This window comes from Bacteroides sp. 1001302B_160321_D4 (assembly GCF_015667765.1).
Taxonomy (GTDB): Bacteria; Bacteroidota; Bacteroidia; order Bacteroidales; family Bacteroidaceae; genus Bacteroides; species Bacteroides xylanisolvens.
The window spans coordinates 66,915-92,865 of sequence record NZ_JADPLO010000015.1 but is presented as its reverse complement, the minus strand read 5'-3'; the positions used below and the strand labels follow the sequence as shown (position 1 = coordinate 92,865).

At 44.1% G+C, this 25,951-nt stretch carries 27 protein-coding genes and 2 pseudogenes; 16 read left to right on the top strand and 13 right to left on the bottom strand.

Going from position 1 to position 25,951, the window contains the following annotated elements:
- Positions 1 to 165: 165 nt before the first annotated feature.
- The 4 genes from KFO40_RS08435 (at position 166) to KFO40_RS08420 (ending at position 5,417) form a co-directional block, all read left to right on the top strand.
- Entirely contained in the window at positions 166 to 1,218 is a 1,053-nt protein-coding gene (locus KFO40_RS08435; RefSeq protein ID WP_211146260.1) for a site-specific integrase, read from the top strand.
- Between the two features lie 288 nt (positions 1,219 to 1,506).
- The gene (locus tag KFO40_RS08430; RefSeq protein WP_195434629.1) at positions 1,507 to 2,895 is read left to right on the top strand and encodes a hypothetical protein; all 1,389 of its coding nucleotides are present in this window, start codon (positions 1,507 to 1,509) and stop codon (positions 2,893 to 2,895) included.
- A gap of 4 nt (positions 2,896 to 2,899) precedes the next feature.
- The gene (locus KFO40_RS08425; RefSeq protein WP_013610371.1) at positions 2,900 to 3,745 is read left to right on the top strand and encodes a DNA adenine methylase; all 846 of its coding nucleotides are present in this window, start codon (positions 2,900 to 2,902) and stop codon (positions 3,743 to 3,745) included.
- A 19-nt stretch (positions 3,746 to 3,764) separates the two neighbouring features.
- Positions 3,765 to 5,417, top strand: coding sequence for an AAA family ATPase (locus tag KFO40_RS08420; protein ID WP_195434631.1), 1,653 nt, complete (start codon positions 3,765 to 3,767; stop codon positions 5,415 to 5,417).
- Between the two features lie 142 nt (positions 5,418 to 5,559).
- Here the strand turns inward: KFO40_RS08420 and KFO40_RS08415 are convergent, their stop codons facing one another.
- The 7 genes from KFO40_RS08415 to KFO40_RS08385 all read right to left on the bottom strand — a co-directional run bounded on the left by KFO40_RS08415 (position 5,560) and on the right by KFO40_RS08385 (position 14,713).
- Entirely contained in the window at positions 5,560 to 9,549 is a 3,990-nt protein-coding gene (locus KFO40_RS08415) for an Eco57I restriction-modification methylase domain-containing protein (protein WP_195434633.1), read from the bottom strand.
- A 6-nt stretch (positions 9,550 to 9,555) separates the two neighbouring features.
- On the bottom strand, positions 9,556 to 10,572 hold the full coding sequence (locus KFO40_RS08410; RefSeq protein ID WP_195434634.1) for a restriction endonuclease subunit M: 1,017 nt from the start codon (positions 10,570 to 10,572) through the stop codon (positions 9,556 to 9,558).
- Between the two features lie 280 nt (positions 10,573 to 10,852).
- Entirely contained in the window at positions 10,853 to 12,061 is a 1,209-nt protein-coding gene (locus KFO40_RS08405) for a tyrosine-type recombinase/integrase (RefSeq protein ID WP_195434635.1), read from the bottom strand.
- 1 nt (position 12,062) lies between these two features.
- Positions 12,063 to 12,707, bottom strand: coding sequence for a hypothetical protein (locus tag KFO40_RS08400; RefSeq protein ID WP_195434636.1), 645 nt, complete (start codon positions 12,705 to 12,707; stop codon positions 12,063 to 12,065).
- A gap of 2 nt (positions 12,708 to 12,709) precedes the next feature.
- The gene (locus KFO40_RS08395; RefSeq protein WP_195434637.1) at positions 12,710 to 13,633 is read right to left on the bottom strand and encodes a relaxase/mobilization nuclease domain-containing protein; all 924 of its coding nucleotides are present in this window, start codon (positions 13,631 to 13,633) and stop codon (positions 12,710 to 12,712) included.
- A complete protein-coding gene (locus tag KFO40_RS08390; RefSeq protein ID WP_195434638.1) occupies positions 13,630 to 14,019 on the bottom strand; it encodes a plasmid mobilization protein in 390 nt (129 codons plus the stop codon). Before KFO40_RS08390 ends, KFO40_RS08395 begins: the two co-directional genes overlap by 4 nt.
- Before the next feature lie 208 nt (positions 14,020 to 14,227).
- Positions 14,228 to 14,713 (bottom strand): DUF3408 domain-containing protein, encoded by a 486-nt coding sequence (locus KFO40_RS08385; protein WP_195434639.1) that lies wholly within the window; start codon positions 14,711 to 14,713, stop codon positions 14,228 to 14,230.
- 415 nt (positions 14,714 to 15,128) lie between these two features.
- Between KFO40_RS08385 and KFO40_RS08380 the strand changes: the two genes are divergently transcribed.
- The 3 genes from KFO40_RS08380 (at position 15,129) to KFO40_RS08370 (ending at position 16,134) form a co-directional block, all read left to right on the top strand.
- A complete protein-coding gene (locus tag KFO40_RS08380) occupies positions 15,129 to 15,440 on the top strand; it encodes a helix-turn-helix domain-containing protein (protein WP_022199349.1) in 312 nt (103 codons plus the stop codon).
- A gap of 53 nt (positions 15,441 to 15,493) precedes the next feature.
- Positions 15,494 to 15,799: a helix-turn-helix domain-containing protein gene (locus KFO40_RS08375; RefSeq protein WP_016212903.1), complete on the top strand. Its 306-nt coding sequence runs from the start codon at positions 15,494 to 15,496 to the stop codon at positions 15,797 to 15,799.
- Positions 15,800 to 15,888: 89 nt separating this feature from the next.
- Positions 15,889 to 16,134: a hypothetical protein gene (locus tag KFO40_RS08370; protein ID WP_117589642.1), complete on the top strand. Its 246-nt coding sequence runs from the start codon at positions 15,889 to 15,891 to the stop codon at positions 16,132 to 16,134.
- Positions 16,135 to 16,145: 11 nt separating this feature from the next.
- Here KFO40_RS08370 and KFO40_RS08365 read toward each other — a convergent pair whose 3' ends face one another.
- Genes KFO40_RS08365 through KFO40_RS08355 form a run of 3 tightly spaced genes read right to left on the bottom strand, consistent with a single transcriptional unit; the run spans position 16,146 to position 19,005 of the window.
- Complete coding sequence (locus KFO40_RS08365) at positions 16,146 to 16,520, bottom strand: hypothetical protein (RefSeq protein ID WP_032588735.1); 375 nt, start codon at positions 16,518 to 16,520, stop codon at positions 16,146 to 16,148.
- A gap of 21 nt (positions 16,521 to 16,541) precedes the next feature.
- On the bottom strand, positions 16,542 to 17,762 hold the full coding sequence (locus tag KFO40_RS08360) for a site-specific integrase (protein WP_195434640.1): 1,221 nt from the start codon (positions 17,760 to 17,762) through the stop codon (positions 16,542 to 16,544).
- A gap of 13 nt (positions 17,763 to 17,775) precedes the next feature.
- Complete coding sequence (locus tag KFO40_RS08355; RefSeq protein ID WP_032588648.1) at positions 17,776 to 19,005, bottom strand: site-specific integrase; 1,230 nt, start codon at positions 19,003 to 19,005, stop codon at positions 17,776 to 17,778.
- A gap of 280 nt (positions 19,006 to 19,285) precedes the next feature.
- Between KFO40_RS08355 and KFO40_RS25650 the strand changes: the two are divergent.
- The 9 genes and pseudogenes from KFO40_RS25650 to KFO40_RS08310 all read left to right on the top strand — a co-directional run.
- Positions 19,286 to 19,513 (top strand): annotated as a pseudogene (locus KFO40_RS25650) (tyrosine-type recombinase/integrase); the annotation flags it as partial.
- The gene (locus tag KFO40_RS08345; RefSeq protein WP_055235525.1) at positions 19,510 to 19,785 is read left to right on the top strand and encodes a hypothetical protein; all 276 of its coding nucleotides are present in this window, start codon (positions 19,510 to 19,512) and stop codon (positions 19,783 to 19,785) included. The pseudogene KFO40_RS25650 and the gene KFO40_RS08345, both read left to right, overlap by 4 nt.
- A 21-nt stretch (positions 19,786 to 19,806) precedes the next feature.
- Entirely contained in the window at positions 19,807 to 20,127 is a 321-nt protein-coding gene (locus tag KFO40_RS08340; protein ID WP_211146259.1) for a helix-turn-helix domain-containing protein, read from the top strand.
- A 5-nt stretch (positions 20,128 to 20,132) separates the two neighbouring features.
- Positions 20,133 to 21,377: a DUF4373 domain-containing protein gene (locus tag KFO40_RS08335; RefSeq protein WP_211146258.1), complete on the top strand. Its 1,245-nt coding sequence runs from the start codon at positions 20,133 to 20,135 to the stop codon at positions 21,375 to 21,377.
- 56 nt (positions 21,378 to 21,433) lie between these two features.
- Entirely contained in the window at positions 21,434 to 21,661 is a 228-nt protein-coding gene (locus KFO40_RS08330; protein ID WP_227237051.1) for a hypothetical protein, read from the top strand.
- Entirely contained in the window at positions 21,658 to 21,927 is a 270-nt protein-coding gene (locus KFO40_RS08325; protein ID WP_211146257.1) for a hypothetical protein, read from the top strand. The genes KFO40_RS08330 and KFO40_RS08325 overlap by 4 nt, the downstream gene beginning before the upstream one ends.
- Before the next feature lie 294 nt (positions 21,928 to 22,221).
- A complete protein-coding gene (locus KFO40_RS25645; protein WP_248005570.1) occupies positions 22,222 to 22,713 on the top strand; it encodes a hypothetical protein in 492 nt (163 codons plus the stop codon).
- A gap of 814 nt (positions 22,714 to 23,527) precedes the next feature.
- Positions 23,528 to 23,752, top strand: a complete 225-nt coding sequence (locus KFO40_RS08315; protein ID WP_248005569.1) for a hypothetical protein — start codon at positions 23,528 to 23,530, stop codon at positions 23,750 to 23,752.
- A gap of 17 nt (positions 23,753 to 23,769) precedes the next feature.
- Positions 23,770 to 23,949 carry a hypothetical protein gene (locus KFO40_RS08310; RefSeq protein ID WP_121960475.1) on the top strand — a complete coding sequence of 60 codons (180 nt, stop codon included), beginning with the start codon at positions 23,770 to 23,772 and terminating at the stop codon, positions 23,947 to 23,949.
- Between the two features lie 618 nt (positions 23,950 to 24,567).
- On the opposite strand, the gene KFO40_RS08305 is transcribed toward KFO40_RS08310, so the two are convergent.
- The 3 genes and pseudogenes from KFO40_RS08305 to KFO40_RS08295 all read right to left on the bottom strand — a co-directional run bounded on the left by KFO40_RS08305 (position 24,568) and on the right by KFO40_RS08295 (position 25,928).
- Complete coding sequence (locus KFO40_RS08305) at positions 24,568 to 25,044, bottom strand: HU family DNA-binding protein (protein WP_121960477.1); 477 nt, start codon at positions 25,042 to 25,044, stop codon at positions 24,568 to 24,570.
- A 177-nt stretch (positions 25,045 to 25,221) separates the two neighbouring features.
- A complete protein-coding gene (locus KFO40_RS25825; RefSeq protein WP_259295886.1) occupies positions 25,222 to 25,344 on the bottom strand; it encodes a hypothetical protein in 123 nt (40 codons plus the stop codon).
- Positions 25,345 to 25,455: 111 nt separating this feature from the next.
- A pseudogene (locus KFO40_RS08295) lies at positions 25,456 to 25,928 on the bottom strand (N-acetylmuramoyl-L-alanine amidase).
- Positions 25,929 to 25,951 lie beyond the last annotated feature (23 nt).

Here is a 25,951-nt window from a genome sequence, read left to right as displayed (position 1 = left end):
TTCCTTTTTAGGCTAGCAAAGGTATATGCATGAAGGGAATTGACTAAACTTAATCCCCCAAGAATTACAACTGAGCCAAAAAGTTGACGCTAATTCGGTGGCTAATTCGGTGACACGAATGCTCTTTTTTGATATTTTTTTGAGTGGTTCTCAAAAAAAATAACGATGAGCCAAAAAAAGCAAACTTTCAATGTTCTTTTCTGGATAAGGAAAGGAAGAACGAATGAAAAACTGTCACCTCTTTCATGTCGGGTTACGATTTCGGGACAAAGATACGAAATTCCCACGAAACTATACCTACGGTCTGAATCATGGTCGGCAGTTGCGCAAAAGTCACTTGGTAAGACCGCCAATGACAAAGAAGCCAACCGGTATATCGAAGATTTGAAAATCACGATCGAAGATACCGTTACCAAAATCAGACAGAAAAACTACCCTCTCAACATTGAGAACTTCAAACTCATGTTTCAGACACAGGATAATGAGTTCTCTACCATCAGCACACTGTTTGATTACCATGAAATCATGGAGAAGAAAAATCTCCGTGCCAGTACATTTGTCGGCTATCACGTAACGAAGAAACACCTGCTCAACTTTATACGTATCAAATACCATGTCTCTGACTATGATTTGACCGCCATTGACAAAGCTTTCGTTTATGAGTTTTACGCCTATCTGCAAGGCTATAAGAGGGAAGGGGAGACCGTATGCGCTGTCAATGGTGCATTGAAGCATATCCAGCGTTTCAAAAAGGTGATGAATGTCGCCCTGCAAAACGAATGGATAAGCCGGAACCCTGTCTGCCTGCTCAACGCCAAGAAAACGAAAGTAGAAAGAGGATTCCTGTCCGAAAAGGAACTGAAGAGCATCGAGGAAGTCCCTTTGCCCGTCAACCTCTCCATCGTGAGGGACGTGTTTGTATTTGCTGTCTACACCGGACTGTCATTTGTCGACATCAGTAACCTGACGAATGAAAATATAAATGTCGGTATCGACAAAAGCTTGTGGCTGAACTACTATCGTCAGAAAACGGACATACACGCCATGCTGCCTTTATTGCAGCCTGCTGTCTGTATATTAAAGAGGTATGAAGCATACCACAAAGGAAAACGGACTAATCATGTATTCCCGGTACCGCCCAACCAGGTGGCAAACCGATACCTGAAAAAAGTGGCCAAGGAAGCGGGAGTAGAGAAAAATATCACTTTTCACTCATAAAGGCATATTGAATTGCCTTTGTCGCTGAATTTGAATAGATTGCAAAGATTCGTTTCTTGATAGGTAACGATTTAGAAACGAGTGAAGTTCTGTATTTTACCTCGTCTTGCATTAAATCAAAAGAACGCCTTTTTGCAATGCAAAGATAGTGATTAGAATTGATTTACAATAAACTTCATCCTGCAAAATCGTGCAAAATCACAGATTCCTGTGCATTTTTATTGTTCAAATACTGCTAACTTCACTAAAAATGAGTAACTTTGCAAACTAACAAGTATTGGTTTTGCCATGGTTATAAGAACGATAAAATTGACATCGCTATTTGTCAATACTGAAAATTACAGATTTGAGCCTCTTTCTTCACAAAAGGAAGCGATAGATAAGATGGTAGAGGATCAAGGGGATAAATTATATTCCCTTGTAGATGATATTGTAACCAATGGTCTTAGCCCTGTCGATTTAATCATAGTAACACCTAATGAAGATAACAGCAAATATATAGTACTCGAAGGTAATAGACGAATAACATCGTTAAAATTATTAAACAATCCAACACTGGTTGATGACAAGTATGTTTCTTTAAGGAAGAAATTTCAGAAATTGCAAAAAGAAAATCCCAATGCTATTTCTGAATTGAAGAATATTACTTGCGCTGTTTTTGAAACTCCAACTGAAGCTGATATATGGATAAAACGTAAACACTCAGGAGAACTTAATGGTATCGGAACTGTCACTTGGAATGCTCAACAAAAGCAAAGATTCGAGGAGAAGACAGAAGGAAAATCATCAATTCCATTGCAAATTATCACTTTACTAAAATCACAAGAAGAGGTTTCTGATACGATTAAGGATTCATTATCTAAATTAAACATTACCAACTTGCAACGTTTGATGTCGGATCCATATGTTAGAGAACACCTTGGCTTGGAAATTAACAATGGAATTTTGGTTTCAAAGGTTAAAGTGTCCGAAGTTGTTAAGGGTCTTTTAAAAGTTGTTACAGATATTCTGAATCCGGAATTCAAAGTTTCTGATATTTATAACAGAGAAAAAAGAAAGCAATATATTGATAATTTTGACAAGAGTCAGAAGCCAGATTTGTCTAATGAAGCATCTGAACAATGGAGTGTTCAAGATATTGAAAACAATAAAGAACAAGCATCAAGAAATAGCGAGAAACAAGAAATAAAAGGGGATAAAAACAGGAAAACAAGAAACAGAGGAGTTTTAGTGCCCAAGTCTTTGAATTTACATATCAGCAACCCGAAAATTAATAAAATCTTCGAGGAGCTAAAACATGTTCAGGTCAAGACATGCCCCAATGCATCTTCAGTCCTTTTAAGAGTATTTTTAGAACTATCTGTTGATACCTATTTGGAGAAATTTGATTTAGTAAGAAACAATGCTATTACGGCTTGTTCTTCTGGTGAAAGTTTGCAAGGGAAAGTTGGTAAAGTCTTAAATCATATGACCCAATTAGGAACAATGAGTAATGACTTATCAAAGGGCATAAGGTCTGAAATAAATGATAAAAATTCAGTTCTTTCAATCGAATCATTGAATGCATATGTTCATAACGAGTTTTTCTATCCTAAAGCAGATAATTTGATTACTGGATGGGACAACATAGAAAGTTTTTTTATCCAATTGTGGGAATCGATAAAGAATAAAGAATAATATTATGGAATTTCTATCACCTTTAAGATACCCTGGCGGTAAGGCTAAAGTTGCTGATTTCGTACAATGCTTAATCAAAGAAAACGCATTGCTCGATGGCACTTATGTTGAACCATATGTTGGAGGTGGTTCTGTTGCTTTATCTTTGCTCTTTAATGAATATGTCAGCGACATACATATAAATGATAAGGACATATCTATTTATGCCTTTTGGTATAGTGCCTTAAATAACGCGGATGCTCTCTGCAAGATGATAAAGGATACACCTTTAAACATTGAAACTTGGTTTAAACAAAAAGAAATTCAATCCAATAAAGAGAATTCAGACCTGTTAGAATTAGGCTTTTCTACATTCTTCTTGAATAGGACTAATCGTTCAGGAATATTGAAAGCAGGAGTCATTGGCGGTTATGACCAAACTGGAAATTATAAGATTGATGCAAGATTTAACAAAGAAGATTTGATAAAAAGGATTCAACGTATAGCAGATTATGCAGATAGAATCCATTTAACAAATGAAGATGCTGTTTCTTTAGTACGACGGTTAAAAAATGAATTACCGTATAATACGTTATTTTATTTAGACCCACCATACTATGTAAAAGGCAAAGGACTTTATTTGAACTATTACAATGACACAGATCATCAAAATATTGCCAAATCAATAAGCGATTTTAAAGAACAGAAATGGATTATATCATATGACAATGTTGATTTTATAGTAGACTTATATTCTAAGTTCAGACAAAAAACTTTTGAGTTAAATTACAGTGCAAGTAATTCAGGAAAGGGGAAAGAAGTTATGATATTTTCCAATAATCTAGTTATACCAAACCACAAACTATTTTAGCATATAAAATCAGGTCTACATGAAGATTAAAAGTATTTCGTTTGGTGACATTCCATTTAGAATGTTCAGAAATCTTACAATTAATATTTCTGAGCGTCTGACAGTTATAGCAGGTCATAATGGCATTGGAAAATCCACCCTACTTGGTCTTATTGCTAATGGGTCTGAGTTAAAATCCAGTGAAGGGAAAACGCTACTTAAGCGTTCTTTTCAAGCACAATTGCATGAATTGTTTTATCTTGATATTGCACGAGATTATGTAAAAAAATCCGCAGATAAGCCATATTTTACTTTAACATATTCCGAACAAGGTAAAGAGGATCTGACGAAGATATGTAATGTTTCTAAACATTCAGATAAGAAACAAGGAATAGAACGTTTAAAAGTGGTACCTCGAGGTGAACAAGAAGGATGGAATGTTGGTCCTTCAGCAAAAGTTCCTATACCCACAATGTTCTTGAGTATGAGTAGAATGTTACCTAACGGAGAATACCAAAGCAGTCTTAACTCGGAATTGTCTAAGGCATTATCGGATGAGGACAAGCTATATATTCGGGAAAAATTCAAGGCCATTATTGACAATAAAGTTGTTGATAGCGACCATATTACCAAACAAGAATTAAAGGGGACAACAAAGAGGTCTTTATTACCCGAATTTGAACATTCTACTCGAACGATTTCTTTGGGTCAAGATTCTTTGGGTGTTATCATTACTGCATTAGCTTCTTTTGCAAAATTAAAACGTGAAAACCCCAACTATAATGGAGGGATTCTTTTAATTGACGAAATTGATGCAGGGTTTCATCCACGAGCACAAATCAAACTAATACAGCTTATAAAAAAGGAAGCCAAAAGTTTGAACTTGCAAATTATAATGACATCTCATTCATTGACTATTATTCAAGAAGTTCTTAAAATTAATGATGAGACAGCTCGGTCTGGCAGGAATATTGATTCTGTGGTATATATTGAAGATGTTTTAAGACCTAAGTTAATGGAATATCCGACTTATGAAAATATCAAAGGAGATATGCTTGGTGTTCTTCCTGCATTCGATGACGTAACGCCACAAATTAAGATATATTTTGAAGACAAAGAAGCAGAATGGTTTTTCAAAAAAATGTTAGAAATAGAGAATTTTGATTCGAAATTAAGCTATGGGTACGATTTAATATTCGTTTCTGCGAAACTCGGATGTGATAATTTAAAAACATTATATACTATTGATGATTACTTCAGACAAGTAGTTATTGTTTTTGATAATGATGTACTTTTGAATGATAGGATAATACCAATCATGAAGGAATCTAGAACGATATTGGCTCTACCTGCCATTATTGACAATGAGGTCAATAATGCAGAATTAAGAACTCCTGAATTTCAAGTTTTCAACTACTTGTCAAAACTTTTAGAAAATCTTGAACATCCATATTGGAACAATCTTCCACATAGATATAATATTGAATTGATTAAAGATTCAATAATTGAAACATTTCCTATGGTAGCAGGACAAGAGCCACTACGTGTAACTAGAAAAGAATGGTTTAAGACTAATATGATTCATTTTGAACAAACAAATTTGATGTCATATTTTTACAACGACAACATCAAAGTAATCACTCCATTCATTAATGATTTCAAAACTGCTATTGAAACTCTTATAAACAAATAAAATGTTCAGCGTTTACTTGTAGTGGGTAAACGCTGAATTGCTTTCATTACATTAGAACCTCAATAAAATATTTTTTTGAATATGAATTGGCAACTCAAAAATCAAATTTCAAACTTAGGATAAGACTTATTGAAATAAGAATTCACATTGGTTTTATCATTGATTCGATGAAAGCGATTTCCTCATCTGTCAGAGAGTATTTGATATAGAGTTGCTGATCTATCTCAGTAATAGCCTTGTTCCAGTCAATATCACTTGAAGATGTGAAGTTTTGCAAAGGGACAAGACGGTAAACACTCTGTGTAGCGTGCTGTGAGATTTTTAGAGGCGCAACAAGTAAATGAAAGAATTTTGTGTTAATATACTTCTCTGCATTTTCGACTTCTGCCCATGTGTCAAACGGCCCCACCATAAGATAAGTCTCAAAACACACAGATCGATGTTCTGGAATAAACGGTTTTAGCCTGTCTTCTCCAATTCGACCATTGCCCCAAGCACATGGTATAAACAACTTTGGCTTTTCAATAAGTGAAAGCCCCTCATTCACTTTATCAATATCAAGATACCCAACACCATCTTTTCGCCAACCAAAATAATAATATGCGACATCCGTCACTTTGTTGCGAGATAATGAAAATTTTGGTTTAACCTGAATATAAGTCCCTGTAGCTCGAATATCTAAACCGAAAGGGTCTCGTGAACTTACAATAGAATCAAATGTTGCCATTGTTTTCTTCCGAACTTTCTCTACAATAGACACTGCTTCGTTATGTCTAATGAAAGAATCCATCCCTGTCATTACGAGAGGTCTATCAGCGATTGATACAGTTCCGTTAGGAGTATGGGAGACTACATGACAATTTCCGTAGTAACCTTTATCCCAACGGAAATACATAATTCCTCCTTTTATCTCAACATTGGAGAAGCATGCTCTTGCATCAAAATAATCGTGTATGAGTGATAATTGCTTGTCTGCTAACATCGTTTTACGAAACTCATCAACACCACGACCTCCTGCAAACCATCGTGCAGGCATAATCAATGACATGTGCTTAGGCGAAAGTCTCTTTGATATATCAACAAAGAAATTATAGACGGGAGAGGCACTTGCACCAGCTCCGTCATTCATAACTTGATACGGCGGATTGCCTACTATCGCATTGAATTTCATATTCTTCATATTCTTTATTCCTGTTCTTTCGGAAACAAATTTGTCAACCTGCTTGATGAAATGTTCCGGCTTGTTCTTGATTTGATTGATTAAGTCCTCAAAGTATCGGGTGTTTACCTTTGCTTTGCGGAAGCCTATAAGAGTGCGTTTGGTAATGCTTTTCGCCATCGGGGTTTTGCAGATGACAAATATGTTCTCTGCCACTACTTTATCCCATATTCTCTGTTCTTCCTCAATGTTTGTCACCGAAAACAGAGAGTTCTTTACCCGTGTACGATAAATGCTGTATGCCATGTAAAGAGGATACAAACCAGACTTGGAATTGATTTCAAGGATGTGGGAATCTTCAGTAAATACATTGGCTGTCACCTCGCCATGGTCAATAAAGCGAGGTTCGGACAAAGTGGTGTCATAACCTTTCTCATAGAAGTTGTATCCACCCAAACAATCGCCCAAATGCATATTCACTACGCGCCACGGGGTAAGTACGGTTTCCTTGTCGGGATTGCGGAACGTGCTGAAAATATCCGTGATACGTTCGATACGTTCCTCTACTCTGAGTTTGTCCGCTGCACGAGCCATAGCACGGATGCGCTTGCCTGCCGCACAGAATATTTCCGGGTCGTAGTACTTCTTGATGCTGTTAAACTTTTGCTTGGTCACGCCCTTGGGCATAAACTCCTCCCACGATTGCGGGTCAATGAGTGAGGCGAAGTTGTCAATGGTTATCTCTTGGTTTTCATCACTCAATTCCGCACCGTAGATAAGCAAAGGCATTCGGATGGAGATACCCCTAAGAATGGAAATAGCCGCCTCGCGATTGTTCTTCTTCTTTTTCAGTTCTTCAAGGCGTTTCTTCTCTTCTTCCGTCAAAGGTTGCTTGTCCTTGCCCCGCTTCTTGGATTTCTTCTCAAGGTCATCGAGTTCCTCGTACTGTTCATCCGTCAGCCCTTGGTTGTTGATGTCCACCTGATTGGTCTTGGGCATGGCTTTTGTCTGTCCGATAATCTTTTTCAGATCGTCAAATTCCTGCAATTCCAAGTCGTTCAGCTTCATCAACTCGTCATTATACAGGCTTCTGTCCTCAAAACCGTTGCGGACAACCCTTTCCACATAAACCCTCTTGAGCTGTTCCAACATCTTGGGTACATCGAACTGGCTCATCTTGGAGCCTTCGATGGAGATAATCGGACAGAAGTTCAGGAACTCACCCATAATCTTGCGGTCATTGCCACTGGTTTTTCCTGCCTTGGATGAAATCTTCGCTGTTTCGGCTATGACTTTCAAAGTCCTATCCGGTGCGAAATCAAACACATAACATTGTTCCTTGACACGTCCATTGATGGTGGCAGGTGTCTGCACACGGAAAATGGTCTGCATATAACTTGATGCAGCGGTATTATAAGAGCCGGACAACATGAACACGCCCGTCCATGCTTTGACACTTACACCAGTTGTCAATCGTCCGCAGGACAAGGTAATAGTACGTGTGGTAACCGGATCTTTGCCGATAGCTTCTTCCACTGCTGCCAGTGCGTCCTTGCTTTCTTCGTCCTCGTCACCATCTCCCGCCACATTCACCACCTTGAAATGCTGGAATACAGGATGTGATTGTAGTAAAGCACTCATGGCACGAGCCTCCTTCACACCCGGCAACATCCATAGCGTATGACGGAAGATGTTGCGGTATTCCTCGTTGGCAAACGGATAGCAACTGTCCTTGTCCTCCTTGGAGATAAGATTCAAAAATGCCTTCACATCCTTTTCATGAATAAAGTTTCCGGCTTCATTGACCCGAAAAAACTCACGGAAGTTGAAAGCCACATCTTCATCCACGAACTCATGGAGTAACCGTCCAAGGTCGTAGGTATAGATGTTCATCGTAGGTAGAGAGGCGTATGGATTCGGATCACCGAAATGGGTCAAATCCCATGAAGCCTTTGCCCGTTGCTCCATCACATAGTCCCAGGTATAAATCTCGTCCTCCTTGAAGTCATCCAACAGGTTGAACGGAGTGCCGGAAAGTCGCAGAATCTTTGTATTTGCTTTTGTCAGTTCCTGCATGACAGCCTTGCCGAGTTCCGTCTGTGTCCCTTCGTGCGCCTCGTCCACGATGATGCAATCCCAAGCGGTGGCAAACACTTCATTGTTCTTGTCGAAGTTGCCGCCCACAAGTTCAGAACCGCGCAAATCCTGCATGGAAGCGAAATACACATACCGGCATTTTCCCTGTTTGGCTCTCACTTCAAGTGAGGCATGGCTGTCACCGTTGTTCTTTGAGCCATACGCAAAGTCGGGACTATCATAGAATATCTTGCCGAAATCCTCGAACCAGCCGCTATCCACTACGGGGCGATGGGTAAGAATCAAAGTACGGCTGAAATCCATGTCTTTCACCACCTGCAAGGCTGACAGCGTCTTGCCGAAACGCATCTTGGCGTTCCAAAGCATCTGGTTACTTTTCTTGAATTGCTTCTTGGTCTTTTCAATGGCTTCCCGTTGTTCGGGACGGAACACAATCGGTGTTTGGTCGTGTGATATCTCGGCCGAAGACAATGATTCCCGTCCTTCCTTCACGGCCGTTATTGCCCGCTTAACGGTTTCAAGGTCAGTGATGAACCACTCATTGGCTTTGTTTTCGGTATCGAATATCTTTTTCTTGATGCCGGAACGTTCCAAAACGCTATGCACTTCCTTGTCGTTGAAAGAACACAAGCCTTTTCTGCTGTTGTATATGGTAAGTTCCGTATATAAGAGGTCGTATACGATACCTGCCGTCTGTGTGTATTGGTTGATGCGTTTCTTCGCGGACTCGTTGAGAACCTTGCTGTTCGGAGCAAGACCGAAAACATTGTCATTGTCACAAGTGGCCTCGCCCACTTTCAGGCATCCCCTATGTGCGGCATCATTGATGCGGAACACATATATCAGTTTTAATTTTAGTGAAGATGTGAATTTCATACTGCACTATTTTATGAGGTCGATAAATCGGATTCGTTTTCCCATTTTTCCTGTTTTAGGGTCTTTGGCCCGCCAGTCCTTGATTTGGCAATAGATACCGTTGTGCCTGCGGATGTCATCTTTCTGACAGCCTTCGCATTGACTGACTTCTTCCCTTGTCCCGAACAAGTCGGCTACAACCGTCCGACGTTCACAGCAACTATTCGGCACGACACCTTTAAGCCCGTCCATCTGCCAGACGTTCCATGAAATGATGTAGGCGATATAATTGATGGATTTCAACAAGGGTCGCTTGCCGAACTTTTGTTGATAGTATTCGATAAAGGAGATAAGCATGGATTCACGGGCAATCAGCAAGTTATCGCCTTGCCATTCGTAAGCGTATATACTTTTGTACGCTTCCTGTGCCCACTCCAACCATTCGCCGGAAGTTTCCGTGTTTTCGCCAACTACCCGCAACTTACGGTCAAGCAAACCAATGCGTTCCTCAATAGGAATGGTCTCTCCGGTTGTGGTGTCATAGCGACTGACGATATAAGGGGCTTCCCCGCAGGTTATCTCCAGTCGGTTGTCACGTACATAATCTTTCCAAGTCTTACCTTCCAGAAATTGAATTTTCTCTGAGTTGGGTCTCCACCGATGACAGCCTTGTTTGTCGGTGTATTCCGTATTGAACACATCCTTTCTTCCAAACCATGCTTCATCGATCAGGTTGTTCTGCGCATTGCATATCCATGACGGAGTGAACACCTCTGCCATTTCTCGCGAACGTGCGGTTTGGGTGTCACGACTTTTGAGGATACGCGGCATGATGACATGCCCGTTATCTCTGGTAATAAGACAGGGAAGAATTGGCGAATCATATTGATACCCTTCGCCTAGATATTCATAATCGGAAGTAGCCCAAAAGATATTGCGCTGAATATCCTCCTTACTCGTTGTATGGTCTTTGAGCAGGATATTCAACAGTTCGGGCGAGAGCCGAAAGATACTATCTTCCAATATGTCAACTTCAACGGGCATTTTATTTCAAGTTTACGCCCGTCTCTTATAGAAATAAGGGAAAAAGGTTCTTCTCTTACCAAGAGACGGATATTACAATGCAAAATTACGCAAAATAATGATTTTTAGGATATAAAACGCTGAAAATCTTACTTATTGCCATGCTTTTGTTTTGCGAGGAATATCGGATGTTTTGCGAAATTATCCATAAAGAGGGAAAATACAACTCAATATCAATGGAATAAGGCAACTCATCCGTCTCTTGGTAAGCGTTGGACTGATTCGCAAAACATTCACGACTTTACAGCAAATCCAGTATCTTCTTATTGGCTTTATCCACCACTGTAGTATCTAATGATGCAAGATAAATCTGTGTGGTGTTCTCAGAATCATGCCCCATGCCCTCGCTGATGACGGATATAGGCACATTACGGCTCTTGGCGACACTTGCCCACGAATGCCGACCGACATACATTGTCAAGGGTATCAGCAGATTCAGATTCTTCCCGATTTTCTTCAGCAAATGGTTCACCCGATGAAGTCCGTTGGCATATTGCTTCCGATAATCTTCATTCCGTTTTGTGATAATTGGTAGCAGGTACTCTGTTTCGTTTATCGGATATTTGTCAAGAATCTCTTGCATACACTTTTCCCATTTGATGAATAGCTGTTGCCCCGTTTTACGTCTGCGATAAGAAAGAATCCCGTTTTGCAAATCCTTCTTCCTCAAATAAGCCATATCAATGAATGACATTCCTCTTGTATAGAAACAGAACAGGAACATATCACGCGCATAATCAAGATTGGGCTTCAACGACAAGTCTAATCCTTTGATGCGTTTAAGGTCGTTGAGCGATATGGCTCGTTTCATGGTTTTCTCCACTCCTGTATAAACGGACTTGAACGGATGCCGTTGCTCGGTCAATCCGGCTTCCACCGCACGGTTATAAACCGCTTTCAGGATACGCATATAAAAGGATATGGTATTGGGCGTATTTCCCCTGCTTTTTAGATAAGCCTCGTACTCTGCAAACAAATCTGCGTTAAGCTGGTCAAACAAGACCTCCTTATCATTCATAAAGCTACTGAAACTTCTGAGGGCGGCTGTATAGGTTTCCGGGGTGCGTATCTTTCCCAAGCGTTTCAGTCTCGCTATCTGCTGGCTGATGTAAGCGTTAAACGACTGTTCCTGCCTGTTGTCATGAAAGTGTATGACTATATCATCCGTTACAAATATGCCGGATTGGGATAACGCATGTATAATCTTGTTCAGCCTGTCCTTGTCCCACGTGATGCGTGAACCGATTGAAAGTAGATAGTTGTTCCGCTCTTGTCCTGTTGATATACGATGTAAGACAACCGTTTCGGAATGGCGGTCCCATTCCGAAACGAAAAGTTTATACTCGGTGTTTATCTGTCTGACCACACGGTTGTGGATGACCTGATAGTAGAGTGTACCCTCCCTGCCGTTCACGGTGGAGGGACGAAACTTGACCTTTACCGATGCCATATCAATCGGATTTTGATTTGATACTCTCCTGCATCAGGCTGTCGGAAACCGCTTTCAGGGATGTTTCATACCCATCAGCCTGCTTCCGTATCCACTCAATGGCCTTCTCGTCTCGGTGGATGTCAAACACCTTGTTCAACCAAAGCAAATCATTGGCATCACATCCACCCCAAGAGCGGATAGCACGGAACCTCAACGCATCATCGGAATACTTCCTATTGGACTGCCATTGCGAGATATTGCCCCACAGGGATAAGACACATGCCACACCCAATCCCACAACGAAAGAAAAAACCTTGCTTGACTTGATGTCAAAACTATGCCGGTGGATATGCTCCTGCGGTTGTGGCTCTTGTTGCACACCTTGTTCATCCTGCGACTTCTTGATTGTATCAAGGTGATGCAGTATCAGGGTGGAAATCTGTGCGTAAGCCTTCCAGTGCTTATCCAACAAGCCCTTAATTTCTCCAGACTGAGTTTTTGCCGTTTCCACAATAGCCTCCTTAATTGGAGATAAATCCGGTTCATTATTTTCTATTTGTGGTTGTTGTCCTGCCACCTTGGGCAATGCTTCCAGCTTGCCATTTATGCCTTTTAAGGCGGTCTTGATTTCCTCAAAGAGGATGAATACATTGTTGTCTGCCATGATTACCAGTTGATTTTACGTTGTTTCTTCTTTTTCTTGTTTTTCAGATATGGGTCGTATGGCTGTTGTTCCTCCGGCATATTGCTTGGAGAAAACAAGCCTAATGAGCCATTGATAAGTTCGCCGCCGACACTTGAAATCGGGCTTATTTCTTCCCGATTAGTCTGCGGTTGCGGTTGTATCTGCCGTTCCTCGTAATTGTTACGGTTCAATACCGCATCAATCTTGGAGTAACTGAATTGCCTGTCCACCTTTGAACCATTGAAACGATAGCCGTTCATCGTAAAGACTATACCTTGAATCTCATCCGTCTGTCCCTTATATTTGAACTGCACATCTACACCTTGCCGTTCTAATCTTTCAAGCAGGGTATTCCAAACCTTGCATCTGCTGACCTCCGTTTTCAAGATTTGGAACAACTCATACCTCGTCTTATCCGGCTCACGCAATCGGTCTGTCTTCACTTGCTCCTTGCCATTGGCAAAATGAAGCCCGTACATCTTGGTAAGTTCCTTACAGATACGCTCGCTGCGGAAGCGGTCGTTCCTGTCGGATATGGTCTTGCCATTATTGTCGATGCGGTTGAACGCAATATGCATATGCGGATGCTCCTTGTCAAAGTGCCGCCCGATGATGTACTGTGTGTTCTTGATACCCATCCGTTCCATATACTCACGGGCAATCTGCGCCATGACTACGTTGTTCAGTCGTGGCGCATCTTCCTTAGAAAAACTCAATGCGATATGCCCGACAACCTTTGTTACCATCGGATTCATCTGTGCTTGCCCGATAAATCCTTGCGCTATCGTGTCGTTATTTTCCAGAAATAAACCATCCGCATCTATGATTTGAGTACCCTTCTCATCATTCAGGATGTAGTAAACCACACCCTTGAAGTCCGAGCCTTTCATGATTTTTGCTATCATAGGCGTATTCGGTTTACAAGATTGTCTATCTCTATCATCAGTGTGCGGCAGGGAATAAACACGGAGGCGTACCCTTCCGCATTCGCCTTTCGTGCCAGTTGATTCAGATTGTTCGCCATACCGCAGAGTTTGCGGATAAGTTCGCCATGCTCTTTCGATAGCCGTTCTTTCACACTGCCTTCTGTAATGCAACCACGAATGAATTCACTGGCAGAAACACCTGCTGACTTTGCTTTGGATTTCAATAGGTAGTAGTCCTCTGTTGCCATCTTCACCGTGATACGGTATTGCAGTTTCTCGGTGGCTCCTTTGACGGGACGGCCTCCCTTGTTGGCTCGCTCCCGTCTGTTGCCTTTTACATTATTCTTCCTTTTTTCGTTGTCCATGATTTTCTGTTTCTTGATTTGATTACTGATTATAGTAGTTATACAGTAGATAGACCAACGGGATGTGCCTTCCCTGCGATGTTTGGAGCGGGGCAAGTGGTTTCGGTCTGCCCGAAACATAAACTTGCCCCTCCAAACATCGTTACAAGTGATTTAGAGCAACTCTGAAAGATGCCCTAAAAGTACCCGGTTAGTCTCGTCTTAATTCCTACAATTTACGCCATTGCTCGATGTATTCTCTGTAGGCTTCCATGTGCTGACGGGCGAGGTTCTCGATAAGCCCTGATACACTCATGCCACGTCCACCGAGGCGGCGCACGATTTCGTCCAGCCTATCACGGACCTCCCCACTGACGAACACGGGCTTGCGGTCGGCAATCTTGGGTACCCGCAGAAAGGTGGCACGGTATTCGTCCAATGACAGTCTGCGCTGTTTGCTGCTGATACGTCTGGCGATTGTCCGTTCCACGCTAAGGTTATCCGCCTCTATTCTCTTTGTCTCGTTGTCTGATCCCTCGCTTGTTTCCGGCTCGTCCAATACAGGAAAGAGATTGCCCGCTTTCACAACAGGTTCTTGTTCTGTTACGGAAGAACTCTCTTCCGGTTCGTGTTTGGGCATGGAAGGCATATAGTCTTCCAACTTGAAGTTCTTGAACGCTTCATCGTTCTCAATGTTTTTGAATTTCTTGCTCATTGTTGTTTCTTGTTAAAGTGAATACTTGTTGGTCTGTATGCGCATAGTTGACCGTTTGTCGGTAGCAAAGTAAGAGGCTTTAGTTCAGGCAGTCAAGGACTTGGATTCTGTTAGGCAATTTTGTGTAGTTTTGCCTTATGGCGGTATGAACAATGGTGCAGACTTCTTCGATTTGCCGGATATGAATCACAGGAAGAACAAAGATGTATTTACGGGTAAATTTGAATTAAGCCCTTATTTTGTTCTTGGCATTCTTGCTAAAATCCCCAATTAAGATGATAACGATAAATAGTACCCCGGACAACCTATGCCATACCGGTGCCACATGCTTCCACTTTTAGAAAATCCATTGTCGGATAACTGATTATATATTCCTTTGCGGCAAAAGAAACAATAACAGCAAAGAAGAATGTATATGGAAATCGTATCTATCGAAAGAAAGACCTTTGAGGCGATGGTCGCCAAGTTCGACCGCTTCGTCCACCGTATGGAAGCAATCTGCCAACGGCACGGCGAAAAGAGAATAAGTGAGTGGATGGACAATCAGGACGTGTGCCGGATGCTGAACATCAGTCCTCGCACGTTACAGACTCTGCGGGACAACGGTACGCTTGCCTACTCACAAATAAACCATAAGACGTATTACCGTCCCGAAGATGTGCAGCGTATCGTTTCCGTTGTGGAGGATAGACGAAAAGAAGCGAGATTCAAAGGACGGACGATATAATCTCAGTGCAATAAATAAAGTATAATAACAATACCCACTAAATTCAAAGTAACATGAACGAATTGATTAACAAAGACAACGAGTGGATAATCCACTTCATGGGCAGCCTTGACCGTCTGCTGGACAACTACGAGCGCCTGACCGCCAACTACCGCCCGACATTGGGCGGAGAACGTTTCTTTACCGACAAGGAGGTTTCAGCACGGTTGAAGGTAAGTCGAAGAACACTTCAAGACTACCGCAACGAAGGACGGATAGCCTATATCCAATTAGGTGGCAAAATCCTCTACCGTGAATCCGACATAGAGAAGATGCTAACTGACGGCTACCGCTCCGCCTACAGACAGAAGGCAATCTGATTTTCTTGAAAGAGTGCAGTTTGCCGTCTGCCCTATAATTTGCGGTAGTAATGGACTTGACAGCAAAAAGAAAAAGGAACGGTTTACGGATGAAGCATCAAGATTCCGCTTCGTCTGTTAGCCGTTCCTTTTCTTTGTCTTCTGATTTCCCGTCAGTCGCTTGTTTCCGTTGCCGGATGCCTTTCGAGCGTATGGTCGGCAGAGGCAAGGTTTTCGGGCTGAATACGCTCCGCAGGAGGAAGATTCTGCCCGAAACGGCTTTGCCGCCTGACCTTGCCACTGCCATCAGTGCCATGCGCTACCTTTGCATCCGAGCATCGGGAACAGGTGACTGATGGGATGAACCTCAACTATACCATAGGTTGCTTCCTCTGCCACAAGATACAAACAATGTTATTGAGTTCTCTTTCTTGGTGGCGTAGATTTCATTTATCACAAATCGTCTGAACAAGATACTTTCTCTACTGCATATCCTGAATGCAATGGCTATAACCATTTCAAGATTATAAACATCATAACTGATACCATCTGGTTGCTTGATATATTTTATCGTATCACATTCGTTTAACTCCTTATTCCTATATATAGCATGAATCGCTTTACGAATGTCACAAGAGAATACTCCAAACAGGTCGGCGATTTCGAATTGTGTCATCCATACGGGTGCGGTCGGAATAGTGACCATACCCGCTTCACTGATTGTGATTATACCTCTATCCATAATATATTGCATTGACATTGTTTAGTTACTTTTGTTTGTCTTTTCGCCGGTAGATTGTTTCTTCCGGCGTTCCATCAGTTTGTCCATATCCTTTGAGATTTTGTCATCGGTTATACGTGCATATCCCTGTGTCGTCCGAATATTGGAGTGCCCCATCATCTTGGCGATACTCTCTATCGGTATATCCGCTGAAATAAGGAAAGTTCCGAAACTATGTCGGCTTTGGTGGTAGGACAAGTTATCCTCTTTGCCTATGATTACACCTAACTCATGAATTTCAAACCACAAGGCGTCACGGTTAGGAAGCGGAAATACGGGCTGTTCGTCATTGACCGTGTTGTACAGCGACAATATCTGTTCCGCTATGGGATGCAGGGGTATGAACGCTTCCACCTTTGTCTTCTTGCGGTTGATACGGATATACCGTCTGCCCTCCGCATTCATCCCGATGTGGTGGGGATGCAACAACTGTATATCCACATACGCCAATCCTGTCAGGCAGGAGAATATGAAAGCCCGTCTCGCCAACTCCAGCCTGTTGTCGTACATCGTGGTGGAAAGTATCTTCTTGAACTCATCGCGGCTGATGTATCTGTGCTTTGCCTCCGGTTTGGTTTCATATTCCAACTCCTCGCAGGGATTCACTCGGATTATCTCCTTATCGACCGCCAGATACAACAGGCGGTTCAACCATCGCAGACAATGGTTGGTCTGAGATGCCCCGAAGTTCTTGCATCTTTTCAGATATGTCTTATAAGATTTGCCGAAGTCCTCTGTAACTTCTTCAAAACAGATGTCCTTTTTACCCGATGACACAATATAGTCTGTCAGGTACTTCTGGTAATACATTGAACTTCGATAGGAGGAGGTTGAATCTATTTCCTCGGAGTGTTTCTTTAACCGCTCCCGTTCCCATTCTCCCATTTGCAGGAGGGTAGTCGGATGAATGTTGTTTTGGGTGATGTAGCTCTTCAACATCTCTGCACTGACTACACCTTGCGATTTCAGTATTTCCTCGTATGCTTCTGAAATGATCCGGAGATATTCCTGCAAGCGGTTGTTTTCCCTTGTGGACTTTATCTCGTTCTTCTTGCCATTCCAATCTTCGGGACGGCAATAGATACTTGTGCTTATGACAGTCTGTTTCCCGTCAATGGTTATGCGGCAGAGAACGGCGGTCGTACCGTCAGCCTTTACCTTGCTGCGGTTGATATAGGGTAATAGTGAAAATGTACTTCGCATATCGTTTGCCGTATTAAAGGGTAAGTTTGAAATCCTCGGTAGCTTTGATGAACCTGTCCATGTCCTCAAAGAGTTTTTTCGGACTGACACGGGCGTACACCTGAGTGGTGGAAATATCGGAATGCCCCAACATCCTACTGATGGTCTCAATCGGCACACCAGCTTCGAGCGTAATCAGCGAGGCAAAACTATGTCTTGCCTGATGATAGCACAAGTCATCCTTGATGCCTGCCAGTGCCGCCAACGCTTTCATGTGCCTTCTAAGATTGGGCCAGCGAAGTAAAGGGAACAAGGTTTCTCTGTCCTCACTGTTATACTTATTGATAAGTGCAATTGCTTCGGGCAATAGTTTTACACTGGCACGGAGTTCGTTTTTCTTTCTGCGGTATTTCAGCCATAATGCCCCGTCCCCGTCTGTCTGCAAATTAGCATGGGTAATCGAAACGACATCCGCATAAGATACACCTGTGTAACATCCAAAAAGAAACATATCCCTTGCCAGCATATGGGATTTGCGGTATGCAGGTATTTCCACGTCACGGATTTTCTCGAACGATTCACAGCTCAATGCCCGTGGAGTCGTTTCCGTTTTCTTCGGCAGGGTGAAATGTTGGAAGTGGATTTTATCGGCATATCCCTCTTTATAAGCCAGACGGCAAATCTTCTTCAGTATGGCAAGATAATGTCTGGCGGTATCGATTGCCTGTCCTTTTTCTTCCGTGACAAATGTCTGATAGTCGTGGATGAATTGTTCCGTCAGTTGCCCGAAAGCCAAATCCTTGACCTTGTACTGATGCTTGATGAACTCTCCGAGTGCCAGCCGCATATAGTGATAGCCGGGATAAGTACTTTTGGCACGGTCTATGCCGATACGCGACTTGATGTCATCACAAACAACATCGGTCATTTTCATGAGAGTCATCTGCGTTTCCATGCTGCCTTGAAAAAGGTCTTTCACATCGGTGGCATCGAAATCAATCTTGCGCTCCACAAGATTGTCGAATGCCATGTTTACTGCCAACAGCAGTTTGTCAATCTTGGCATTGGTCTCCACCGCCTCGCGGCTCTTGCCGTTCAGACGGCTTTCACGAGAATTCCACAATTCGGGAGTGCAGGACAACTTGCATCCGAACTGAGCCATCGTGCGGTTCACCGTAATCCTTCCCATTATCGGAGCCTTGCCCGACTTGTCCAGTCCGCTCTTTTTGAGGTAGAGCAGCACCTTGAATTTTTCTACTTTCATACGCTTATATTTTTTTAGTGCAAAGTTACTTGCCATATAAGCGTTCCTTGATATGCAAAATACTGTGTATGAGCGCAAACAAAACGGTGAGGATTTCTTTTCATTGCTTTCCGTTACCTGTTCTTGTTCCGGTAACTGCCCGGCTAACGGTCTGGTAACTGAACAACCTCAATATTACGTTGTCATTTGCATTTTCTCAATTTGGCAAAATACTGAAACAATGCTCATTTCAAACGGTTTACGTTTAATCTTCTTCTGCCTGCTTTTCCTTGCGTAGCCTATCACTTTCCACATGGCGAGGCACACTTTTGCCACCACTATCACCCTGTCTCACGGCATACCGATTGAAACTGTGTCAAAAATGTTGGGACATACCAGCATTAAGACGACGCAAATCTACGCTAAGATTCTGGACACGAAAGTCATGGACGACATGGCGGCTCTCAAAGAATTGTACACCAGAAAGGAATCTCAAAAATCACCCGATAATAAAGCCGTAAACGGATGAAAACAACCGCAACCATCAGCCAGGAAGAACTGGAGCAGAAAGCTGTCGATAGCATGATAGCATACGAGAAGAACCTCATTTCCGGACAGGAAATGAAGGAAGCAGTCACCCGTGCGCTGCATCACTACGCCAACAGGGAAGGACACCGGGAAATCGTTCTGAAAGGGTGGATTATAAAAACTATCTACGCCCTCGACAGCAGCCAACTGAAAGACCTCGACCGGGTAGCTTTCACCTGCATGGATAAACGCCGGTTAACCCCTGATAATTAACTCACATAAAAAAACAAAATCATGAAAACAGAAACCAACAGCATGAGAATCGTGAAACCTGAAAAGGAATCTGAAAAAGCAGTCGTGGAATCCCAAAAGGAGAAAGCCACCGGAAAACCGAAGTACAAACCCGTGGAACCCGTCACACTCGAAACTGTTCCGGAAGATGCCGTGTTTATCCGCTCCATGGATGTATGCAAATTGCTCAACATCAGCAACTCAACGTTAAGGAACATGCGTGCGGAGCACGCAATCCCATTCTACAAACTGGGTGGGATATTTCTCTACAGCAAAGAAGAAATCATGAATTACCTCGCATCCAATTACAGTAGAAGAATCTAGCGACAATGGCAAAAACAGGATTATCATATTATCAGGCGGAAACCGACCGCTTTCAGGACATCAAGGTAAAACGCCTGAAGAAGCGGTACGGCTGCGAAGGGTATGCAGTGTACCAGTATATCCAAAACGAGATATACCGGGTTGAAGGCTGTTATATCCGTTTCACGGACGACCAGCTTTTTGATGTTTCCGAATACTGGGGCATTGAAGAGGAGCGGGTAGAAAAGATCATTGAATATTGCACGGAAGTGGAATTGTTCGATACCATCACTTGGCATACGAATCATGTACTTACTTCTGTGGATATTCAGCAGCGATACCTTGAAATCTGCCGGAGAGCCAAGAAAAAAATAGTACTGCCCGAAGACATACGGCTTGTCGAGATACAAGATGCGCCATCCGGCATGGATAGTGCGCCGTTACCTGCGCCACTACCTCTTTTCTCCGGTCAGGAAATCGAGACGAAAACGGGAGAAGCTGTTTATGGTTCTCCCCAAATAGATGCCCAGAGAGAGACTGCGGCCGGTACCGGAAAAGAGACTGCAACCGCTGCCGGAATATCTTCTGGCGCCATTATTCCGCAGAGTTCTGCGGAAACTCCGGAAACTCCGCGGAATTCTGCGGAAAAACGGCACAAAGAAAAGGAGAGTAAAGAAAATTCCCCCTCTATCCCCCGGACTATTCCGCCGGCAAGGGATGATGAGGATAAAGTTTCACTCTCTCCGGACGGGAATAGGGGAAATGTTTCCGCAGAATCCTGCGGGAAACGTCCGGAACATTCTGAAGATTACCGTTTGAAGTTGCAGCGGCTGGGTGAAACCTGCTACAATCTGGGGTGTTCGAAAGGAGATGTCCGTAAGGTTCTGATGATAGAAAATATTGCCATGGATGACAGCCCGATATGGCAACTGATTGAAGAGTTGAAGGCGAGCGGCGGACGTTATTCGTTCACCGGAGACGTGTTGCCCGCCCTGTGGGGACTGGTGAAGACGGGACGCCTGCGGATGATGGAAGAACATACGGATGAAGTGAAAGAGGGCGTTCATAACGTCAGGCAGATGCTGTCGGGTATCGGCGTGCCGAGTTACGACATGGACGAACTATGCGAAGAGGCGAAAGGCAAAGAAGACGTCCTGCAGGAAGTGATACGGGAAATACGACGATCGAAAGGGCGGATTCTCTCGGTGAGCTGCTTCATCAGGTCACGGCTGAAAAAAGTGAAGAAAAACGAATTGCAAAAAACGGCGTAAGCCACACGGTTATGAGTGAAGATAAAAACAAGACGCCACTGTATTACCCCCGCAAAATGCGTACAGGGTGGTGCGTGGCGCACGAAGTGACAGCCGCGGGCGTCACTATCGAGAGATACGGAATACACTGCCAGACGTATGCGGAAGCATACCGGCGGGCGGAAGTGATGAACCGGAAACAAGAGGCGGAAGTGGAAGCGGGGCGCGCCGGAACAGAAGCCGGGGAAGTCACCGATTCGCTGGAACCGTCCGTCTCCGGAGAGAAAGGGGGTGGGTGGTCATGAGCGAAAAAGTAAGTACCATCACGCTACGGCTGACTGCCGAAGAAGCCGCCCAACTGGAGATACTCAAAGACATCATTGGGAAGAAGAGCGGGAGCGAAGCGATTAAATACGTCGTCAAGGAATACCCCCGTTTCTGTACCCACTACAAGCAGGAAGCGAAGGAACACGGAGAACTGAAACGAAAGTACCGGGAGCAGGGCGAAGCCGTGCGGGGTTTTCTGTCGGCACTCGACAAGTTGGAGAAAGCGGGCAGGGAGAAAGAGTAGGGGAAACGATTGCTAGCAAAATACGCTCCGGAAGATCTTGGCCAATGAAAGATTTGCTAGCAGATGTTTCCGGATCGTGTGTTCGAGCTGCGTAAAAGTGCTAGCGGATTCTTCCGGATCGTGTGCTGCAGATCGGGAATAATGCTAGCAACTGTTTCATCCTGGAAGAATCCGGCTGCCGGATTCTGCTAGCGGATTCTTGTTCCCGGTTCGTTCCGGAGCAACTAATTTGCTAGCAATTAACGGGGATATCAAGTTGATGGAGCCGGGATCCCGACAGGTATGTGATAGCAAGTGAAGGTAATAGGCAAGTGCCGAACCAAGCAGATTACTTTCGCGAGCGGCTTATCGTCTGACTGCTCACCGTGCCGCCGTGTGGTTCGTGGCAATGCGTGCAGCGGGAATACCGCCGCCCACACAGCCCCGCTCCCCACAGCAGCACTCCGTCAGTGTTTAATCGGAACATTCCTTCACCGGCAGCGTTTCTCGGATGGACAGTGTTTCTGTGCACCGTGCCGCTTTCCTTGCTTTCCCGTAGCCGTCGGACTGGCGCAAAGAAAGCCGCCCTCTGACAGTGTTTCTATGGAACGTTCTTGGGGGAAGTCTTCCCAAGAGTTACTCCTGTGTGTAACAGTCGAGGCTTGCCAAGTGGGTGATTACGGAAGTTACTACCGCCTGACGCATACGGCTCCGGCTTCCGCTCACACCCCGGCACAGCCGGACTACAAGCGACAGCCTATGCGGTGGCCCCCCCTTGCGGAAGGGTATCCCCTGCGGAACGGGTGACAGCTGTGATGCCCGGTGCGGTTTCGCTCCGCCCGGCACTTGCTGCCGGGACTAAGGCGAGAATCCGCCACCTCTTTTCGGCTGACTATGGGAACGGAAGTGTTAGCCAGGAGTGCAGCCCTGCGGTGCGGAGTTCCCGGGTTTACGGTTGAGCGGGTTTGTATTGTGGAAGTAAGCACCCTTCGCCGTCCTTCGGGCGCGTGCAGACGTGATGCTGCGTGCGCCGTGACAGCAATTGTTTTCCGTCCGCCTTCCTTTTTGGGGGACACCCAAAAAGAGACCGGCAGAAAAACAAAAGGGTAGCGATATTAAACATAACGGGTCATTATGCCCGCACGCCTTGCCATTCAGGCAAGTCGGGTGCATAATGCGTGGTTATGTTTAATATGGATTGTTTTATTTTTCCGCCCCCGGGCGAAAAAAGCCATGCGGACGGTTAACGCCACCACAGTGGTCAGCACCTTTACCGCCCTTTCCGTAGCGTTCGGGGTGGCGGGCGCAAAAGGCGCAGCCGCCCCCGACCACCGCCCCGTAGTTACTTCTGCCTGTCCCAAGCCGTGCGGTTTTCTGACCTGTTGCGGGTGCTTGTGCTTCCTGCGGGTTGCGCCTGGCGGCGTGCCCGATTGACTGATTGCATCCTGCGGGCAGCCTTTGCTGAATAGCGGAGATTTCCGGCGGTCGGCTTCGCCGTCCGCTCCGCGAAGCGGGGCGAAACGCCCCGCCGAGAAGTAACGAACAGAGGAAATCCGTGACAATTGCTCAAATGTCACAAAATAAAATGTAAATTTGAAGCCCTATACAAGACAGTGGAAATATGATGGGCGAGAAAGAAGATTTCTTTTTTATGGTATATGTAGAGGGTGAGCATACCCCAGCGTATAAACACAGCGATCTGACAAGTGCAGAGACAGAGGCTAAACGATTAGCAGAATCTTTGAATAGAAAGGCTTATGTTCTTTGCTCTATAAAATCCTTTGAGGTAAACAAGCTCACGGTAAGAGATTGCCGCCCGACACTTGGAGATGACCTTCCGTTTTAATCAAATCCCAGTAAGAAATGAAAGAATCACATACAGGTATTGGTGTCTGTCATTGTTACCAATGCCGGATGAAAAAAAAGAGCTGCAGCACATCGGGGCGTAAATCGTTTAAACGTGCAATCAATAAGTTTCGCCGCAAGCAATTGAAGTTGGATAAAGTAATCAAGCACAATCACTTCGGCGGATATTGGGCTTAAGACTAATACACGCTTTTATCTGCCCCATACTGCACAGAAACACATTTTTTCCCTTTTTTCTTATACATCTTTTAGGGCATGGACGAACGGCAGGCAAGGAATTTCAGGTAAAAATACCGCACGACGCAGGAGCGCAGGATATTTTTATCTGAAATAGCGTAGCGGTTCTTGACTGACGGGCGGCCATGACCTATCTTTGTAGAAGAAAAGAGGAAAAATACGATGTAAAACAGCAAACTTATCATTTATCCATCCCCATCGCTTTATAGATAATTGCGTTTTTGTCTATGTCACTATGTTTATTTACAGATGGAATCATACGGGAGTAGGAGATAAAATACATGAGAACAAGCGGATAAGAAGTAAAAATGTAACAGAAACCTTTCGATATGTTTTCAAAAATTCATCAGACGTTTTTTTTATTTCATCAGACGTTTTTCAAAAAACTCCTGACGTTTTCTATGAGGCTTTCAGAAGCATATTCCGTTCACCAAACACCCGAAAATGAAATGCCCGGTGAAATGATTTCTCATTCATCGGGCATTTTTCTTGATTGGTTTGTGATGTGCGAAACGAGGGTAATGTGGTAGCTGGTGTTTCCTCGTTACCGGTCACTGTTTAAGCTGCCGGGTCCGGTGCTTCTCCGCCGCCTTCGTCAGGTTTCGGATTTGGTTTCTCATCTCCGCCTTCGCCATCTTCGTTCGCTGCGCTTGCTCCTGCCTTGGAGAAAGAATACATTGCAACGGCTTCCTTGATTTCAGCAGAAGGAACATAGATGACACGTGCTTTCTTGACGGTGCTTGCACCGCATTTAGCAGCCTCTTCGGTGCCTTTGCCGGAAACAGAAGGACGGAATGAGCCAAGGTCGCCCAGGCGGACGGGTGAACCGTTTGCAAGGTTGCGCTTGATGACTACCATTAATGCGTCAAGCACTGCCTTGATGTCAGAGCCGGTCAGCGTACAACGGTCTGCGATCTGTTCAACGATTTGTTTCTGTTTCATTTCCGGAGCGAGCACTACCTGCGCGTAGTATTTTGCTGCAGCGTCTTTGTCCTGCGGATTCTTGCGCAAAGCGGGTTTAATTGTAATTGCCATGTTTATTAGTGTTTTGATGATTAATAATGTTGCAAATCTACATGATACGCACGTGGGCGTGCGGGCGTATGTTCTTATCTGTGAAGATACGTGCCTTATCATGCAATTATGTGCATGAAAAAAGGGCTGCGGTTTGTACTCCGCAGCCCTCAAAACAGGGGTTTCTGATGTTGTCCGTCAGTTTTTGCTGTCCGTTCTCTTTTCGCTTTCACCTACCGGGCCATCAGCTCCGGTGAGCCAGACGAAAATTTTACCGATAACTTTCAGTACTCGCAACGTGTTTCTCCAAAATGGTTTCATTATGACCTCCTTTTTAATTGTTGCCGGCAAAGGTAGGGGAAATGAAGAATGAAGAATGATGAATGAAGAATTGGCTGCGCTTTCATACATTTACATCTGCATAGTAATTCTTCATTCATCATTCTTCATTAAATACCCGTATTCGACGGAGACACAGAAGCAGGGACACTGCTTGATATATTCGCAGGGTTCTATGGTACCGTTCCCGTTCAAGTCGGGCGAGAGGTCACGGTGACCGCAAATCTTTGCTCCCGGATAGGTAAGCAGCAGGAAACGGAGAAGGATTTCAAGACTTTGTTTTTGTGCGTCGGTGCGGGTGTCGGCAGCGCGTCCCGATGCATCCAGTCCGCCTTCGTAGGCTATTCCGATTGACGGGGTGTTGTAGCCTTTGGCGTGGGCGCCGACATGGGTGATGTCACGCATGTGGTGTATGCGGCCATCTTTGGTGATGTAGTAGTGATAGCCACATTCGACAAAGCCTTGGCGTTTGTGCATGGTGTCGAGGCTTCCGGGGTGAGGTTACTTGTGCAACGGGATGCGGTGCAGTGAACCACGATCAGGGTGATGTTTCTTTGTTTAATCATTGTTTTTTGTGGGTGGTTTTTCT